This window comes from Sulfurovum sp. (genome assembly GCF_036568385.1).
In the GTDB taxonomy this organism is placed as follows: domain Bacteria; phylum Campylobacterota; class Campylobacteria; order Campylobacterales; family Sulfurovaceae; genus Sulfurovum.
In genome coordinates, this window is record NZ_DATCSP010000056.1 from 1 (window position 1) to 17,572 (window position 17,572).

The window sequence follows — 17,572 nt, forward strand, 5'->3', positions numbered from 1 at the left end:
AGGCTGGGGCTCAGGCATCTTGATCTCTTCAAAAGGAGGGATGATGATCTTCTTTTTCACCTTCTTCTCAACCTCTGCCATATCTCCTGCCAGACGTGTGTCCAGCCCCACAGAATTGTCCTCATTGTACTTTTCGATACGAGACATGGCGACGACACCGTCAAATGCATCACGACAGTAGAATATAGGACCTTTGTAAACAGGTCTGCAGAAATCATCTACAAATGAGCGTGTGAGTGCTGCCCCGCCCAGAAGGACAGGTATCTCCATACCCATCTCGGCCATCGTTTCAAGGTTCTCTTTCATCACCGCTGTGGACTTTACCAGCAGCCCTGACATTCCTATCGCCTGGATAGACTGTCTCTCTACGACATCAAGATACTCCTGGAGCTCTGTTTTTATCCCTACGTTCACGACTTTGAAGCCATTATTCGAGAGGATAATGTCTACAAGGTTCTTACCGACATCATGGACGTCACCTTTGACCGTACCTATCACCAGCGTGGTATCTGTCTCTTTTTCCTGTTTGGTCAAATACGGATTGAGATAATCCACCGTTGCTTTCATCGTCTCGGCACTCTGAAGTACAAAAGGAAGCTGCATCTGTCCGGAGCCAAAAAGTTCACCGACCACTTTCATCGCGTCGATCAGTATTTCATTGACGATCACATCCGGGTGTATCTGATGGCGGGCCTCCTCCACCAGCGGCAGCATCCGTTCTTTGTCCCCATCCATCAGAAGCTTTTTGATCTTCTCTTCGCTGCTCATGGCCTCATAGGCCTCATCTGCACCCTCATCTTCTACCACTGCATCAGCAAAATGGTCTATGAACTTAAAGAGCGAGTTCTCATCGGGTGTAAAGAGAAGCTCTTCACACACGGCAATGTCCTCTGCTGTCATTTTGGCCAGCGGGATGATGTGCTTCACATTGATGATCACCGAGGTCATACCTGCCTGGACACAGTGATGCAGGAAGACAGAGTTCAGGTAGAACCTCGCATGTTTTTCCAAACCGAATGAGATGTTTGAAAGCCCCAGTGTGGTGCCTACCTCAGGGTAGATCTCATGTATCTCCTTGATCGCATCATAGGCATTCTTCCCGGCGAACCTGTCTTCTTCTTCACCCGTACCCACAGTAAAGGCCAGCATATCGAACATAATGTTCTGAGGTTTCAGTCCATGTGTGTTCACGGCAAGATCATACATCCGTTTGGCCACAGCCACCTTCTTCTCTTTGCTCCTTGCCATCCCCTCTTCATCTATCACAAGGCAGACAAGCACGGCCCCGAACTTTTTGGCTAGCTTGCAATAGGTGGCAAAGTTCTCTTCCCCATCTTCAAGGTTCGTGGAGTTGATGATAGGCTTTCCGCCGATACACTTGAGCCCCTCTTCTATCGTATTGGGACGTGTCGCATCCGGCATCAGGGGAATCGGTATCTTCTGATTATAAAGCTCCATGACCGCGCGCATATCCTTGGCCCCGTCACGCCCCGCAAACTCTACGTTGACATCGAGCATATGTGCACCATCACGCACCTGCGCCTGACCTACGGTCAGTGTACCTTCATAGTCACTGGCCAGGATAAGCTCTCTGAATGCTTTTGAACCCGTCGCATTGGAACGCTCCCCTATCAGCAACGGTGCAGGTTCCTGAAACAGCTCTACCGTGTTGAACAAAGAGGCAACACTTGGATTGATGTTCCCTGTCGGTTTTTTAGGAATGATCGTTCCGACCGCTTTTTTAAGTGCCTGTATATGCTGTGGCGTGGTACCGCAGCATCCCCCTAAAAAGCTTACACCGTCGTACGCTGCGAACTCCAACTGTTTTTGCGTGAATTCATCTGGTCCCATAGGATAATAGGTATATCCCCCACGGTTCTGGGGCAACCCTGCATTCGCATGCACGGAAATGGGTATATCGCACAGTTCAGAAAGTGTTTTGAGGTGTTTTTTTACCTGGTCCGGTCCGGTACCGCAGTTAAAGCCAAGCGACAATATGTCAAACGGTTCAAGTATCGTCACAATGGTCTCCGCATTGGTACCGATAAGCATCGTACCGCTCAGCTCAATAGTGACCGAGACCATGATAGGGAGCTCAACTTCTCTCTCTTCATTTGCATCTTGACAGGCATGCAGCGCTGCTTTGATCTGCAAAGGGTCCTGACAGGTCTCTAAGAGAAAAACATCGCATCCGCCGTCTATAAGCCCGAGCGCAACCAGTTTATATCCCTCATACATTTCATCATAGTGAATGTGCCCTAGTGAAGGAAGCTTTGTGCCCGGCCCTATGGACCCCAGGACAAACTTGGGTGACTCTTGCGTGCCGTATTCATTACAGACCGCTTTGACAAGCTGCGCCCCTTTTTTAGAGAGCTCATACGCACGGTCTCCCATCTGATACTCATCCAGTACCCATGGCATAGTCCCAAAGGTGTTGGTCTTCAGCAGGTCAGCCCCTGCCATGGCATAGCGCTTGTGTATGCGGCCTATCAGTTCCGGTGCCGTATCGTTAAGCAGTTCATTACACCCTTCCTGATCTATCCCTTTGTCATCTATCCAGGCCTCGCTAGGGATTTCAAGGTCCTGTATCTGTGTCCCCATGGCACCGTCGATGACGAGTATTCGTTGTTCTAAAAGTGATTTAATCGTTTCTGTAATAGACAAAAATGACCCCTTTATCATAATTCTGTAATTGTAGCAGAGTATGTACGAAATATGGTTAAATATGGAGGTATTAGGTCAATTATAAGCTATAGATAGATACTATATTAACACATATTAAATGCTAAGCTGCGAAGCACATTTATAAAATGAGGATTGATTTAAGCCTTGGAGGGAAAATGGGGAAGACAGTTAAGAACACGATCACCGGTAAAGAGATCACCAAACCTGATCCAGTAGATGTAGAGGTGCCATTTGATGGCGGCGTAATGATCACAGAAACAGACACTGCAGGTATCATTACCTATGCCAACCGTAAGTTCCGAGAACTCACAGGCTATACCAAAGAAGAACTCATCGGGTCTCCGCACAGCATCAACAGACACCCTGACATGCCAAAAGCGGCCTTTAAAGAGTTATGGGAGACCATTAAAGATGGTCACTACTGGGAAGGCATTGTCAAGAATATGACCAGTGAGGGGAAACACTATCATGTGGTGGTCTGGATCAAGCCAAAACTGGATGAGGACGGCCATACCATCGGATATATCGCAGGAAGAAAGATCCCTGATAAGGACACACTGCAAAGGGCTTTAGACAAGTATAAGGTGATGAAGCAAGAGGAGATGTAGCGAATAGGCGAACGCCCATTCACTGCACACTGAAAACGCTATAAACTTTGTTTCGCTTTTTCCAATGCAGCGATCACTGCATCAATGTTCGCTTTGGGAATATGGACCTTCCAATCCGGTTCTTCAGCTCTGGCCTGGAGTGAGATACCGATACTTGCTACACTTTCACTCTTAGGACCATACGGTTCTGCTACAGTTGTAACAGTGATCTTACCGTCTTTGGTGCCGCTTAATGTCATTTCTTCTATTTTCGTTACTGTTCCGCTCATGAATACTCCTTCAATTTTTTAATGTAAACGATTATATCACAATTCTTGAACTATTTTTTACCCTTTAGCAATCCTGCGATCTTTGCCTGCATACGTAACCACATTTTATGCTCGATCGCAGGGAATCCTGCATAGGTTTTTCCGCCTTCGAGTGACTTGGTGACACCGCCTTTCCCTGCGATCGTTGCAAAGTCTCCGACCTTCAAATGGCCTGCCGTTGCACTCTGCCCGCCCATGACGACGTTTCTGCCCAAGGTGGTAGAACCCGCAAGCCCCACTTGGGCGGCGCAAAGAGAATGTTCCCCCACGTCACAGTTATGGGCGATCTGTATCAGGTTGTCCAGTTTTGTCCCTTTACGGATATAGGTGGTCCCAAATACCGCTCTGTCTATCGCGCAGTTCGCACCGATCTCTACATTGTCTTCCACCACGACATTTCCATTCTGGTAGATCTTGACATGTTCGCCCTGTTTGGTATGTGCAAAACCGTAGCCGTCGCATCCTATCACCGTACCGCTGTGGATCATACATCCTGCACCGATCCTGGTGTGGTGGTACAGTGTCACATTGGGGTGAAGCAGTGTACCTGATCCGATCGTCACATGGTCTCCCACATAGCATCCTGCCAATATGGTGACATTGTCACCTAACGTCACATTTTTGCCAAAACGTACGCTTGCATCTATATCGCACCCCTCACCTGCGGCAGGTGCTTCAGAATTCGTTTCAAGCTTATAGGCAAAAAACTTCGAAGCCAATGCCAGTTTCAGATACGGTTCATCGGTAATGAGTGCCACGGTATGCGAAGGTAGAAGTTTGGCATATTTTTCCTCTATGAGTACGGCGGCTGCCTTGGTATGGGGAAGCTGATCCAAATATTTCTCTGCATTAAAGAAGCTAAGCTGGGTGGATGTGGCTTCACTTAAGGTATGTATCCCATCTATCGTGAGATCTTCACCTTGAAACGCTATACCGATATGTTTTGTTAGTTCTGAGAGGGGGTAGGTCATACAGTGGTCCTTTTCACTTCAAGTAGATAGTACTCTCCTGTGAAGGAGAGTGAAAAAAGCAGTATTTGTTTATCTTTCTATAGCAACCACACCACCACGCACGATCTCAAAAGGATTATAGCGCTCTGCTGCTTCTATAAAATGCTGTATACGCAAAGGCTCATCGGCCACCATTGCGATGATCATCTCTTTCCCTACATTGGCAATACCGCCATTATAGGCTGTACACAAGGCACTGATATCGCTTAACTGCTCCGTAATAGGGAATTTTACCAGGACCATCTCTTTTTCGACCATCTCTTCATGCTCGATCACCTTGTAGACAGGGATAAGCTTATGCAGCTGTTTGGTAATTTGCTCCATCACTTTGGGAGAACCGTTGGTCTCGATCGTGATATGCGACATTTCACTGTTCGGTATCGGTGCCACAGTGAGCGATGCGATGTTGTATCCACGTGCTGCAAAAAGTGATGTGACCCTTGCAAGCACGGAACTCTCGTTCAATACGATCACAGAAATAACTCGTCTTTCGTTCATAGAATTTTCCATTATTTCTCTCCTTTTTGCGGCAACATCATATTGAAGAGGGCTCCACCGGCCGGTACCATAGGCAATACGTCTTCAAAACGGTTCACGGCAACGTTCATGAAACATACTTTGTCCTGCGCGATAGCATCTTTCAGTGCCGCATCGAACTCTTCTTTGGTAGTTACATCATATCCTATACCACCGCACGCCTCAGCCAACGCTTTCCAGTTCGGCTGGAATGTCAGGTCTGTCTCAGAGTAGCGCTTCTCATAGAAGAAGGTCTGCCACTGTCTTACCATTCCCAGGAAGTGATTGTTCAGGATAAGATTGATGACCGGTATCTTATACTCCGCTGCGGTCACAAGCTCCTGCATGTTCATAAGGATCGAACCGTCCCCTGTGACGTTGATGACCGTTTTGTCCGGGAAGGCTCTTTTCGCACCCAGTGCTGCAGGAAAACCAAATCCCATCGTTCCCAGTCCGCCGGAATTGATCCATTGGCGTGGTCTGTCGAACGGATAATGCTGTGCTGCCCACATTTGGTGCTGCCCGACGTCTGAAGTAATGATAGCATTTTCACCTACCAGTTCACCCAGGCGCTCTATGGCCCACTGCGGTTTGATCACCTCATCGGAATCCACATAGGACTGCGGATGAAGTTCATCATAGCGCTTCAGTATCTCTCTCCATGCCTGGTATCTGTCTGTATTGACCCCGTCAAGCAGCGGTATCATCGCTTCAAGTACTTCACTGACATCCCCTACGATAGGGTAATCCACATCCACCAGTTTACCGATGTTCGCAGCATCGATATCGACATGAATGATATCCGCATATTTGGCAAATTCCGACAGTTTACCCGTAACCCTGTCATCGAACCTTGCACCCAGGGAGATCACCAGGTCCGTCTCGGACATCGCCATGTTCGATGCATAGTTACCGTGCATCCCAAGCATTCCAAGAAGCAGCGGGTTCTTTGCCCCCATAACGCCTCTCGCCATCAATGTCTCAACCACCGGTATCTGTGTTTTCTCCGCCATTTTCCGTACAAGGTCGCTGGCATTGGAAAGTACGACACCTCCACCGATATAGAGCAGAGGTTTCTTGGCTTCTTTGATCGCCTCAACCGCTTTTTCGATCTGTCTTTTATTTCCTTTGTAGGTCGGCTTGTACGTAGGGATATCAACAGAATCAGGATAAACGAACTCACCGATATCCACCGTGATATCTTTAGGGATATCCACGAGCACCGGTCCCGGTCTTCCCGAACGGGCAATGTAAAATGCTTCTTTCAGCAAACGCGGAAGCTCTTCGAGTGAACGTACCAGAAAGTTATGCTTCGTACATGGTCTGGATATACCGACCGCATCGATCTCCTGGAAACCGTCCGTACCGATAAGCGATAAAGGTACCTGCCCGGAGATGACGACCAAAGGAATGGAGTCCATATAGGCGGTTGCCAAACCAGTGACTGCATTGGTAAACCCCGGTCCGCTGGTTACCATGGCAACACCCACTTCACCTGTAGCCCTCGCATATCCGTCTGCAGCATGTACCGCAGCCTGCTCGTGACGATTCAAAATATGCTCAAAACCATCTTGTTTGTAAATTTCATCATAAACGTGCATGATCGCACCGCCGGGGTAACCGAATACGGTCTTTACACCCTCAGCGATAATCGCCTCACACACCATTTGTGCACCACTCATTTGCATGATCACACACTCCATTTATTCGTAGATTTTTCTGATTATAGCGTAAAAAGATTAGAGTTTATTTGCATGCTTCCAAAGCCAGACCCTCGCGCAGGCCATCATCTATCACTACACAGCTCTCGAACGCCAACAGTTTATAGAGATGCTTGTAAATGAGTATACCTGCCGCGATGAGATCCGAACGTCCCGTTCCTACAGCCCTCTCCCTCTCATCAAAAGGCAGAGAAAGCAGCTTTTTCAGGAAAAAGTCCAATTCAGACACTTGCAGCACGGTACCATTGATCTTAGAGGCATCATAGGTCGCGTAGGTCTGTCCCAGTTTCATGGCCGAAACCGTAGTGGGTGTACCTGAAGTAGCAACAAAGGAGTGGACCTTCCCCCTGGTCGCATAGACCTCTGCACAGAACATTTGCATATCCAACATCACCTCAGGAAGGGCATTTTCAATATTTTCCAGATCCTTATAGGTCTGTGCGATGGTCACTATCCCTACAGGAAAACTTTTTGCGATCATCTCATCAGGATAGTGGAAAATAAGTTCCGTGGACCCCCCGCCGATATCTATCAGCACAAAAGTGTCTGAAGCGTAGTGCAATTTGGAGAGTCTGTGTTTGGCCCCCATCAGGGTCAGTCTCGCTTCGGTATCTCCGGAAATGACCTCAAAGGCTATACCCGTTTCTCTTTTTATCCGAGAAAGCACTTCCTCCGCATTTGCTGCCCTTCTCAGTGCCTCGGTGGTGACTGCTTTTACCCTGGCAGAAGAAAAGTCCATGACCTCCTGAGCCTCCTGTATGGCCGAGATGACCCTTGCTATGGCCTCTTCGCCTATCGTTCCATGCTGCGCCAGTCCATCTGCGGTCTTGACCACTTTCTCATACTCACCCAGATGCTCGCCTGTGGCACAGTCATACCGTAATACACGCAAAGTGTTTGAGCCTAGATCGATCGCTATCATCAATTCTCTTCTTTAAAAGGAAATCCGCCCTCTTTCAGTCGCGCACGTATTTCTGCCTGATGCTCTTCTCCCTTGGTCTCCAGCGATACAGAAACATGCGCATCACCGAATTCCAGGTCTGTCGACGTCCTGTCGTAGCCGATCTGTACGATGTTCGCCCCTACCTTGGTCAATATCTCGGTCAAGGACTGCAGCGCTCCCGGTTTGTCGACGAGTGTCACAAGCAGTTTCATCTTCCGTGAAGACTTCATCAGCCCTTTTTCAATGATCAGCGAAAGCATGGTCACATCGATATTCCCCCCGCTGAGTACGATACCTACTTTGGATCCCTTGGGCAGGTCCAGCTTTCCATGCAGCAATGCAGCCACACCTACCGCGCCAGCTCCCTCGACCAATACTTTTTGTTTTTCCAGCAAAAAGAGTATGGCCGAAGCGATCTCGTCATCACAGACCGTTTCGAACACATCCACGTTCTTCAAGATATATTCCAGGGTAATGGGTGAAGTGTCACGGACCGCGATGCCGTCTGCTATGGTTCTTACAGAAGTGGTGTCTACAGGGGTTTTTGCCTCATAGGACTGTTTCATCGCAGGCGCACCCTCTGCAGAGATACCTATCATTTTGATACTTGGCTGCAGTGCTTTGGCAGCTACGGATATCCCAGAGATCAGTCCTCCTCCTCCGACCGGAACGACCACCGCATCAAGGTCTTCCACCTCTTCGATCATTTCAAGTGTGATCGTTCCCTGACCGGCCATCACTTCACTGTCCGCGAAAGGGTGTACAAAGGTGAAATTGTTCTCTTCCCCATAGCTTTTTGCATACGCATACGCTTCGTCATAGTTGCTTCCATGCAGTATGACCTTCGCTCCCAATTCCTTCACCCCCAGTATCTTTGTTAGAGGAGTGGACTCAGGCATCACGATCGTGGCCTCTATGTCAAAATATTTTGCTGAAAATGCTACCCCTTGGGCATGGTTCCCCGCAGAAGAAGCTACTACACCGCCTCTCTCTCCCGCTTCTATCAGTGCCGCGATCTTGTTAAATGCTCCTCTGAGCTTAAAGGCGCCTGTACGCTGAAGATTCTCTTTTTTCAGGTAGACTTCATAGCCGCTGAGCTGACTCAGGATCGGGGCATAGGTAAAAGGCGTACGATGCACTACACCCGAAACTCTTTCATAGGCTTTTTTGATCTTCTTTAAGTCTAACATTATCTTTCCTGGATATTATATTGGCTGAATTATATCACAATAAGGATAGAGAAACATGGAATGTGAAATGCCATTGGTCAACTGTAACGCAGAAGAGATGAAAGAAATATTTGAAAATGTCAAGACGATCGCGATACTTGGTCTTTCACCCGATGAAAGTAAAGCAAGCAATATGGTGGCAAGATATCTTCAAAACGCAGGCTATAAAATAGTCCCAGTCTATCCTAAAGAAGAGGAGATATTGGGAGAAAAAGTATACCGTTCACTCGAAGAGATCCCTTTTGAGGTCGACATGGTAGATATCTTTAGAAAACCCAATGCATTTGATGCGATCGCTGATGCGTGCATTAGAAGAGGTGACGTGAAAGTATTTTGGGGCCAACTCGGACTGGTGAACAACGCTGCTGCACAAAAAGCGAAAGATGCGGGTATGAAGGTCGTACAGAACTACTGTACCAAACTTGAACACAAAGCCTTAATAGGCTAACCTTTGTTTGGATAAACAGAAGGTATAGATCAAAAAGGCGCCCTCTCTTTCAGGAGGGCTGCCTTTAGAAAAAAACAGACTACTTTTTACGGAGAAATACACCGCTCTCCACATGTGTCGTATGAGGGAACTGGTCATAGATGGCTGCTTCAACCACCTCATGTGTCTGGCACAATGTTTCCAGATCCCTTGCCAGTGTTTCAGGGTTGCATGAGATATAAATGATGTGCTCTATCGTTGAGATCAGTGCGATGGTTGCCTCATCCAACCCTGCCCTTGGCGGATCGACCAGCACGGTACTGAAGTGATAGCTTTTCAGATCGATCTCTTTCAGTCTGGAAAATTCTCTTACCCCATTGAGCGCTTCGGTCATCTCTTCGGAGGCCAGTCTTGCAAACGTAATGTTCTCTATCTCGTTCAATGCACAGTTCTCCAGCGCCGCATAGATGGAGCGTTTGCTGATCTCCGTGGCCAACACCTTGTCAAAATACTGTGAGAGAGGCAACGTAAAATTACCCAGTCCGCAGTAGCTTTCCAGAAAATCACCATGTCCTACCGTTTTGGCCTGTTTGATGGCCCACTCTATCATCTTGACGTTCACTGCGGGATTTGGCTGGGTAAACCCGCTTTCATACTCCACATAGGTGAATGTTCTACCGTCTATCTCCAGCTTCTCCGTCACGAACTCATCAGAAAGGACCACCTTCTGTTTGCGGCTTCGTCCCATGATCTTGCAGTCAAGTGCTTTTTCAAGCGCTCCAGCCTCAGCACGCCACACCTCATCCAGTTTTCTATGATACAGCATCGTGATAAGGCATTCATCCGCAGTCGTTGCCAAAAACTCCACCGCGAAAAGACGATGCTTTAACACTTCTGTGGAGGCATTGATCTTTTCAAGCAGCTTCCACATACGTTTTTCTATAGGCTCTATGACCTTAGGGCACTCTTCTATGGTGATGGCACCTTTTTTTTCGATGTTGCCCATCGCGTAATCGCATCTGTCACCTTCATGCCAGATACGGAACTCCGCTCTGGCCCTGTAATGATCGGTAGGAGAGTCAAAGACTTCCAACGTCCCGCTGTAAAAAGGAGCCAGGAGTTCAGAGACCCTCTCTTCTTTTTGCTTTAACTGTTCTGTGTACCCTATCTCATAGAGTCCGCAAGATCCGCAACTTCCAAAATGTTTACAGTTCAAATTTCATACCTTTAATTTGCATTGGATATAATCACAATGCTAATATAGTGTGTAATTTTACCCAAAAGGTCCAAAATGTCTATAAGTGTTGTCATACTCGCAGCAGGTCAAGGTACAAGAATGAAGTCCTCGATGCCAAAAGTACTGCATGAGATTTCCGGAAAATCGATGCTCTTTCATGCCATCGATGCCGCAAAGCAGATATCCGATGATATCACCGTCGTGCTCTACCATCAGGCTGCACGTATACAAAAGGAGATAGAAGCCCACTACGATACGATCCGGTTCCATATGCAGGATGCCGCACAGTACCCGGGAACCGGAGGTGCCATGAAAGGTGTCAGAACCAAACATGGACGCACCCTGATCCTCAATGGCGACATGCCGCTTATTACCAAAGATTCCCTGCTGGCACTTACCTCCGGGAATGCAGATATCAATATGTCCGTCATCAGACTGGACGATCCTCAGGGATATGGACGTGTCATCATAGAAAATGACAAGGTACTGGAGATCGTAGAGCAAAAAGACTGCACGTCCGAACAGTTGCACACACAAACGGTCAATGCCGGTATCTATGCGGTCAATACTTCGCTTTTGGAAAAATATATCCCTTTGCTTTCCAATGACAACGCACAATCAGAATACTACCTCACAGATATCATTAAAATGGCGGTAGAGGAAGGCAGGACCGTACACCCGGTCTATGTGGAAGAAGAGGAGTTCAAAGGGGTGAACTCCAAACTGGACCTCGCGCATGCAGAAGAGATCATGCAAAGACGCATCAAACGGTCATGGATGCAGGCGGGTGTGACCATGCGACTGCCCGAGACGATCTACATCGATGTACGTGCCACTTTTGAGGGGGAGTGCCTACTGGAAAACGGGGTGAGCATCCAGGGCGCTTCACATATCATCGATTCGCACATCAAAGCGCACTCTGTAGTGGAAGATGCCCATATCGAGCACTCTGATGTAGGTCCTATGGGCAGGGTCAGACCGAACTCCAGACTGATCCGCACGCATATAGGCAACTTTGTGGAAGTGAAAAAATCGACACTTACGGGTGTCAAAGCGGGACACCTGTCCTACCTGGGCGATGCCACCATAGAGGAAGGTACGAACATCGGAGCAGGAGTCATCACCTGCAACTATGACGGGAAGAACAAATACCAGACGATCGTCGGCAAAAACGTTTTTGTAGGATCAGATACGCAACTGGTCGCTCCCGTAACGATAGAAGATGATGTGATGATAGCTGCAGGCAGTACGATCAACAAAAATGTATCCAAAGGAGAGCTTGCCATATCAAGAGTACCCATGAAAACGGTCAAAAACTTCTTTTACAAATTTTTTGGAGAAAAATAACATGCAGATCGATCTCACAGGCAAATCTGTCCTCTTGGGTGTGACCGGAAGTATCTCAGCCTATAAGGCCTGTGATCTTGCACGTCTCTTTGTCAAAGCAGGTGCGTCCGTACATGTCGTCATGACGCCTTCCGCCGAGCGTTTTGTCTCGTCGCTGACCTTTGAAGCACTGACACGCAATGCTGTCTTAACAGAAAAAAGCGAGTCCTGGGCCAGTGAGCTCAACCATATAGAACTGGGTAAGAAGTGTGATGTGTTTGTCATTGCTCCTGCCACTGCCAACACCATCAACAAACTTGCACAGGGGATCGCGGATAATATCCTGACCCAGACCGCCCTGGCATTCAAGGACAAGATCCTCATTGCACCTGCAGCCAATACGCAGATGCTTGCAAAAAAGGCTACGTGCAATGCGATGACATTTTTACAGAACAATGACTACACGATGATCGCGCCGCAAGATAAGCTCCTTGCCTGCGGGGATGTGGGAAGCGGCGCACTGGCAGACCCAGAAGAGATATTTTTTGAAGTTGCCAAAGCCTTGTATCGTGACCCTTTTTGGGAAAATAGGCGTGTCATTGTCACGGGCGGCGGTACACGCGAAAAGATCGATGAAGTACGCTATATCTCGAACTTCTCATCCGGGAAGATGGCAAAGTCACTCTCTATCGCTCTCTATTTGAGAGGTGCAGAGGTCACCTATATCTCTACGATGGACTTTGACGGCCTCCCCTCAGCCATTGCCCCCATAGCAGCCGAGGATGCGCAGGATGTTCTGGAAGCGACAGAGGCATCGATTCAAAAAGTGACCACGGACAAGGGCACGCTGAAAACCCCCTACCTGTTCATGGTGGCAGCCGTTGCGGACTTCACACCCAAAGAGCCGAAAAGCGGTAAGCTCAAAAAATCGGCACTGGGTGATACCTGGAGCATTGCGCTGAAACAGACGACGGATGTACTGGCATCTATAGACAAAAGTGCCATCAAAACAGTGGGTTTTAAAGCGGAAATGGATACCCAGGAGGGATTGAACCATGCCATTGCGCTTCTAGACAAAAAAGAGGTAGACGCCGTCTGCTATAACCTTTTAAAAGATGCCAAAAGTTTCGGCGGCAATGAAAATGAGATCACCTTTATTACCAAAGAGGCACAAGTGGCTTTAGGGCGTGCGGATAAACTCACCCTCGCAGGCAAAATACTGCATGAGTCTAAAAAGCTCATCCCCGAAGAAGAGACAAATGACTGAAAATTCGATCAAACATCTGGCTATCATTATGGATGGCAATGGAAGGTGGGCCAAAGAACGCGGCCTTAAACGTACCAAAGGACATGAGGCAGGTGCGGAGGTCATTCGTGATATTACTACGTACTGTGCTGCACATAAAAGTATAGAAACGGCTACGTTCTATGCCTTTAGTACCGAAAACTGGAAACGTCCCAAACTTGAGGTGGAGTTTCTGATGAAACTGCTTGAAAAGTATCTTCAAAAAGAGCTCGAAACCTATCAGGCACACAATATCCGCTTTCAGGCGATCGGCGATATCACAGCCTTCAGCGCACCGCTGCAGGATCGCATAAAAAACACCGAAGAGCTCACCAAACACAACACCAGCCTGACCCAGCTGCTGGCCTTGAATTACGGTGGACGTGCGGAGATAACCTCTGCCGTCAATACCCTTATTGCAGAAGGCAGGAGCAGTGTCACGGAAGAGGATATCTCTGCCGCACTGCAAACGCCCTACAGCGATATCGATCTGCTGATACGTACCAGCGGGGAAGAACGTATTTCCAATTTTCTCTTATGGCAGATCTCTTACAGTGAACTCTATTTTACCCCCACGCTCTGGCCTGATTTTACCAGTGGGGAGTTAAATCAGATCATACAAAATTTTGAACAGCGTACACGACGCTTCGGAGGTCTCAAATGATAGAAACAGTTACAGGAGTCATCATCTTTATATTCGGCATCATGATAGGGTCCTTTTTAAATGTGGTCATCTACCGTATACCCAAAGGCGAAAGCATTGTATTCCCGGCATCCAAGTGCCAAAGCTGCCACACCCCTCTTAAGTGGTATCACAATATCCCGCTCTTCTCATGGTTGGCACTGCGCGGCAAATGCGGTTTCTGTCAAGCACCGATCGCCAAACAGTATCCTATCGTTGAACTTTTGACAGGTATACTCTTTCTGGCACTCTACTTCAAATTGGGACTGGTATGGTACCTTCCTTTTATGGCTGCCTCCTTTGCCGCCCTGTTCGCTCTAGTGATGATCGACTTTGAATATATGGCCGTACCCGATAATGTCAATTTTGCCGCACTCCTTTTCGCACTGGTCCAGCCTGAATTTTTGACGGCGCTTCTCTATGCCGCGATCGCAGCAGGCGGACTCTATCTGATAGGTCTGCTTTCATCCTTCATCGCAAGAAAACAGGCCATGGGCGGTGCAGATGTCATTGTAGCCGGTACCATGGGGGCACTGCTTGGGTTCCCCAACTTTTTTGTAGCCATCTTTCTCTCGGCACTGCTTGCGATGGTCCCTGCACTGATCTGGAGAGAAAAAGGGGTACCGTTCGTACCCTTTTTAGCCTTAGCCACTTTCATCGTCTATCTCTACGATACAGAGGCAGCAGAACTGCTAGGAAAGATCATTTATGGTTAAGATCAAAGGGTATATATCATCCAACTTCACGAAGTCCTTTTTAACGATATTCCTACCCTTTTTTATGATCATTTCACTGGTGTACCTTGTGAAAATATCTGCGCTGACAGAAAGAATACAGATCACTTTTGGTGAGCTTCTTCTTCTCTACAGCTACTCCATACCCGATATTATTTTTTATACTTTGCCCCTGTCATTTATTACGGCATTGGCCAATGTACTGATTAAACTTTCTCAGGACAATGAGCTGATTGCGCTCTATGCACTGGGACTTCCTGCCAAAAAAGTATTACGAACGCTTCTGCTTCTGGGATTGCTTTTTTCACTCCTTCTGCTCAGTATCTCTTTTTTGGCAATGCCGCTCAGTAAACAGTTCTATAACTCTTTCAGACAAGAGAAACAGGCCGAAGCCAAACTCAACATCGTTCCGGGCACTCTGGGTCAGAAGTTCGGGAACTACTATATGTATGTGAAAGAAAAAAATGAGGACGTACTGAGTGATATCGTCATCTATAACCGTACGGACAAGGCACAAGAACAATTCTTTTCATCCCAGACCGGACAGATCCAGACCAAAGAAAATACCATCTCCCTACTGCTTGATGAAGGGTATGGGTATACCTATTCGCAAAACAAACTCCAGCAGGTACAATACAAAACGCTGGAAGTCTACAATAATTTAACATCTGGCGGATTTAAATTTGAAGATATAGCCACCTACTGGGGTCAGGCCAAAACGGATGCCAAACGGATGCATAGGATCCTGTTTTTCATTTTCATCAGTCTCATTCCCCTACTTTCGGTCTATCTGATCGCATCCTTTACCATGATCAATCCGCGCTACCAGTCAAACCGTTCATTTCTTGTGATCTTTACGACCACACTGCTCTTCTATGCTATCGCTTCTTCTTTGCAAAAATGGGGAACGCCTCTTAGTTTGGGTCTCATTATAGTGGCATTTGTCATAGTCGGCCGATGGCTTTTCACCAAACGTATATCCAAATACTTCTAACGGAAGTGCCATGCGTGTAAAAGCAGTCATCGCCTATGATGGAAGCCATTATCAGGGATTTCAGAAACAAAGATCAACCAAAATGACCGTCACCTCTGCCATAGAAGAGGCACTGCGTGCTTTGCATATAGATTCACCTGTTGTAGGAAGCGGAAGGACAGATGCAGGGGTACACGCCACAGGCCAGGTGATCCACTTTGATCTGCCGGATTTCTGGACGGACCTCGAAAAGCTCAAACAGCAGTTGAACCGTAAACTGTCGGATATCTCTTTTAAACATATATCCGTTGCAGCAGAAGATTTCCATGCACGTTTCAGTGCCAAAAAAAGGATGTACCGTTATGTCTTTAAGACACATACACCTTCGGTATTTGAACAAAAATATATCTCTCATTATCAAACGTTCGATCCTGAACTGCTGCGCCAGGCACTTGCCTGCTTTGAAGGGAAACATGATTTTAAATTCTTTCACAAGACAGGCAGTGTGACCCATACTACCGTCCGGGAGATCTACCATACCGCGTATGTAGCACGTCATGGCTGCCACATGATCTATTTTCAAGCCAATGGATTTTTGCGTTCACAGGTACGGATGATGATCGATGCAGCGATGCTATGTGCCAAAAGTGAAATGACCCTGGCACAGCTTCAGGAACAGATAGCCGCGCAAAAGAAATACACGACCAAACTTGCGCCTCCCGAAGGACTTTATTTGGCAAGGATCCTTTACTGATCTGTCTGTGCAAGATAGAAAAAAATATCTTCAATCCGCTTTGCCTGATAGCCCTTTTCATTTTCTATCCACATTTTTTCGTTAGAATGTCAATCATACTTAGCGAAGGAGATACCCCATGCCGATTCTAAAAAAACTCTTTATCTTGACCGCCTTGCCTTTATGTGCTTTTGCCAACAGCGAAATGGAAGCACTCTATCTTAAAAATGCATGCAACAGCTGTCATGGAATGTATGGCGAAGGTATGGGAGCCTCTCCAAGACTGCAGGGAGTCAGTGAAGATATATTGCTCAGGAGGCTCAAAGACCTGCAACAGGGGAAGCCCCGTACTGCTTTTGGCACCGTGATGGTATCCTTTGCCAAGGCACTGGATGAGAACCAAACCAAAGCGATGGCAAAATACCTTTCGAATTTAAAGACAAAAGTGAATGAGGAGCGTTATGATATAAAATATGACCCTGCCGGAGATGGAGGGTCATAAACTTTCAGTGGTGAATTTTGTAGGAAGTGTCAGTGTGTAGCGATTTCCGGCTGCACCATCTCTTCGGGCATTCCCTCTACTTCCAAGACTTCTGTCTTTTCCTTTTCTGCAGACACATTGATTTCTTTCACTTCTGTTTCCGATGGTTCTGCAGGCGTATCTTCTGCCGGAGCGGTTTCAGGGGCTGTCACTTTCTCCGCTTCTTCAACCGTTTCTGCAGGTGCAGCTTCTGTATCATCCGCTTCCGGTACTTCTGTTTCCGAAGTAGCATCATCCATGGCCTCCTTGATCTCTTCAAGTGCCTCTTCAATGTCAAATATCCTATCATCAAGTATTTTCACTTTTTCGACATTGGCTCCATGCTCATAGACAAGCTCTCCGCCCTCTTGCCCCTGATAGAGTATACCGACAACAAAGAGTACGAGCAGAAAGAGATAGAAGAGTTGTACCAGTGCTTTGCTTATCATCATAGAGAGCAGTTTAAATAGCAGTAAGAGTCCGGATGCTATCACCAGATAGGTCCCTAAAAGTTTATGCGCTTTCAGTTCAGCCTGCCCCTCCTCGCTTAGTAAAATAAAGGCCTCTTTCCCGTCCACGTTACCTGTCAGATACGCAGCGAACACTGCAATGACCGTTAAAACGATAAAAAACAA

Annotated in this window: 18 protein-coding genes; 9 read left to right on the forward strand and 9 right to left on the reverse strand. The window is 47.3% G+C overall.

Annotated elements, in window-relative coordinates:
* Window positions 1-2,664, reverse strand: a 2,664-nt coding sequence (locus VIM88_RS06295) for a homocysteine S-methyltransferase family protein (RefSeq protein ID WP_331862037.1), incomplete at its 3' end; no start/stop codon positions are given.
* 176 nt (window positions 2,665-2,840) lie between these two features.
* Here VIM88_RS06295 and VIM88_RS06300 point away from each other — a divergent pair.
* Entirely contained in the window at window positions 2,841-3,293 is a 453-nt protein-coding gene (locus tag VIM88_RS06300) for a PAS domain-containing protein (RefSeq protein ID WP_331862038.1), read from the forward strand.
* A 38-nt stretch (window positions 3,294-3,331) separates the two neighbouring features.
* Here VIM88_RS06300 and VIM88_RS06305 read toward each other — a convergent pair whose 3' ends face one another.
* From VIM88_RS06305 to ilvA, 6 genes are all read right to left on the reverse strand, one after another.
* On the reverse strand, window positions 3,332-3,562 hold the full coding sequence (locus tag VIM88_RS06305) for a hypothetical protein (protein WP_331862039.1): 231 nt from the start codon (window positions 3,560-3,562) through the stop codon (window positions 3,332-3,334).
* 50 nt (window positions 3,563-3,612) lie between these two features.
* Window positions 3,613-4,572 (reverse strand): UDP-3-O-(3-hydroxymyristoyl)glucosamine N-acyltransferase, encoded by a 960-nt coding sequence (gene lpxD, locus VIM88_RS06310; RefSeq protein ID WP_331862040.1) that lies wholly within the window; start codon window positions 4,570-4,572, stop codon window positions 3,613-3,615.
* A 69-nt stretch (window positions 4,573-4,641) separates the two neighbouring features.
* On the reverse strand, window positions 4,642-5,121 hold the full coding sequence (gene ilvN, locus VIM88_RS06315) for an acetolactate synthase small subunit (RefSeq protein WP_331862041.1): 480 nt from the start codon (window positions 5,119-5,121) through the stop codon (window positions 4,642-4,644).
* Complete coding sequence (locus tag VIM88_RS06320; protein WP_331862042.1) at window positions 5,121-6,815, reverse strand: acetolactate synthase large subunit; 1,695 nt, start codon at window positions 6,813-6,815, stop codon at window positions 5,121-5,123. Before VIM88_RS06320 ends, ilvN begins: the two co-directional genes overlap by 1 nt.
* A 58-nt stretch (window positions 6,816-6,873) precedes the next feature.
* Window positions 6,874-7,770 (reverse strand): phosphatase, encoded by an 897-nt coding sequence (locus tag VIM88_RS06325; RefSeq protein ID WP_331862043.1) that lies wholly within the window; start codon window positions 7,768-7,770, stop codon window positions 6,874-6,876.
* Entirely contained in the window at window positions 7,770-8,981 is a 1,212-nt protein-coding gene (gene ilvA / locus VIM88_RS06330; RefSeq protein ID WP_331862044.1) for a threonine ammonia-lyase, read from the reverse strand. Before ilvA ends, VIM88_RS06325 begins: the two co-directional genes overlap by 1 nt.
* Before the next feature lie 55 nt (window positions 8,982-9,036).
* Here ilvA and VIM88_RS06335 point away from each other — a divergent pair, with 55 nt between their 5' ends.
* The gene (locus VIM88_RS06335) at window positions 9,037-9,468 is read left to right on the forward strand and encodes a CoA-binding protein (RefSeq protein ID WP_331862045.1); all 432 of its coding nucleotides are present in this window, start codon (window positions 9,037-9,039) and stop codon (window positions 9,466-9,468) included.
* Window positions 9,469-9,547: 79 nt separating this feature from the next.
* Here the strand turns inward: VIM88_RS06335 and trmA are convergent, their stop codons facing one another.
* The gene (trmA, locus tag VIM88_RS06340) at window positions 9,548-10,663 is read right to left on the reverse strand and encodes a tRNA (uridine(54)-C5)-methyltransferase TrmA (protein WP_331862046.1); all 1,116 of its coding nucleotides are present in this window, start codon (window positions 10,661-10,663) and stop codon (window positions 9,548-9,550) included.
* Between the two features lie 75 nt (window positions 10,664-10,738).
* Here trmA and glmU point away from each other — a divergent pair, with 75 nt between their 5' ends.
* The 7 genes from glmU (at window position 10,739) to VIM88_RS06375 (ending at window position 16,919) form a co-directional block, all read left to right on the forward strand.
* Complete coding sequence (gene glmU / locus VIM88_RS06345) at window positions 10,739-12,031, forward strand: bifunctional UDP-N-acetylglucosamine diphosphorylase/glucosamine-1-phosphate N-acetyltransferase GlmU (protein ID WP_331862047.1); 1,293 nt, start codon at window positions 10,739-10,741, stop codon at window positions 12,029-12,031.
* A 1-nt stretch (window position 12,032) separates the two neighbouring features.
* Entirely contained in the window at window positions 12,033-13,277 is a 1,245-nt protein-coding gene (gene coaBC / locus VIM88_RS06350) for a bifunctional phosphopantothenoylcysteine decarboxylase/phosphopantothenate--cysteine ligase CoaBC (protein WP_331862048.1), read from the forward strand.
* Window positions 13,270-13,959 (forward strand): polyprenyl diphosphate synthase, encoded by a 690-nt coding sequence (gene uppS, locus VIM88_RS06355; RefSeq protein WP_331862049.1) that lies wholly within the window; start codon window positions 13,270-13,272, stop codon window positions 13,957-13,959. Before coaBC ends, uppS begins: the two co-directional genes overlap by 8 nt.
* Window positions 13,956-14,693: a prepilin peptidase gene (locus VIM88_RS06360; RefSeq protein ID WP_331862050.1), complete on the forward strand. Its 738-nt coding sequence runs from the start codon at window positions 13,956-13,958 to the stop codon at window positions 14,691-14,693. The genes uppS and VIM88_RS06360 overlap by 4 nt, the downstream gene beginning before the upstream one ends.
* On the forward strand, window positions 14,686-15,705 hold the full coding sequence (locus tag VIM88_RS06365; protein WP_331862051.1) for an LptF/LptG family permease: 1,020 nt from the start codon (window positions 14,686-14,688) through the stop codon (window positions 15,703-15,705). Before VIM88_RS06360 ends, VIM88_RS06365 begins: the two co-directional genes overlap by 8 nt.
* 10 nt (window positions 15,706-15,715) lie before the next feature.
* Window positions 15,716-16,438 carry a tRNA pseudouridine(38-40) synthase TruA gene (gene truA, locus VIM88_RS06370; RefSeq protein ID WP_331862052.1) on the forward strand — a complete coding sequence of 241 codons (723 nt, stop codon included), beginning with the start codon at window positions 15,716-15,718 and terminating at the stop codon, window positions 16,436-16,438.
* Window positions 16,439-16,556: 118 nt separating this feature from the next.
* Window positions 16,557-16,919: a c-type cytochrome gene (locus VIM88_RS06375; RefSeq protein WP_331862053.1), complete on the forward strand. Its 363-nt coding sequence runs from the start codon at window positions 16,557-16,559 to the stop codon at window positions 16,917-16,919.
* A 29-nt stretch (window positions 16,920-16,948) separates the two neighbouring features.
* Here VIM88_RS06375 and VIM88_RS06380 read toward each other — a convergent pair.
* On the reverse strand, window positions 16,949-17,572 hold a 624-nt coding region (locus VIM88_RS06380; protein WP_331862054.1), incomplete at its 5' end, for a DUF2231 domain-containing protein.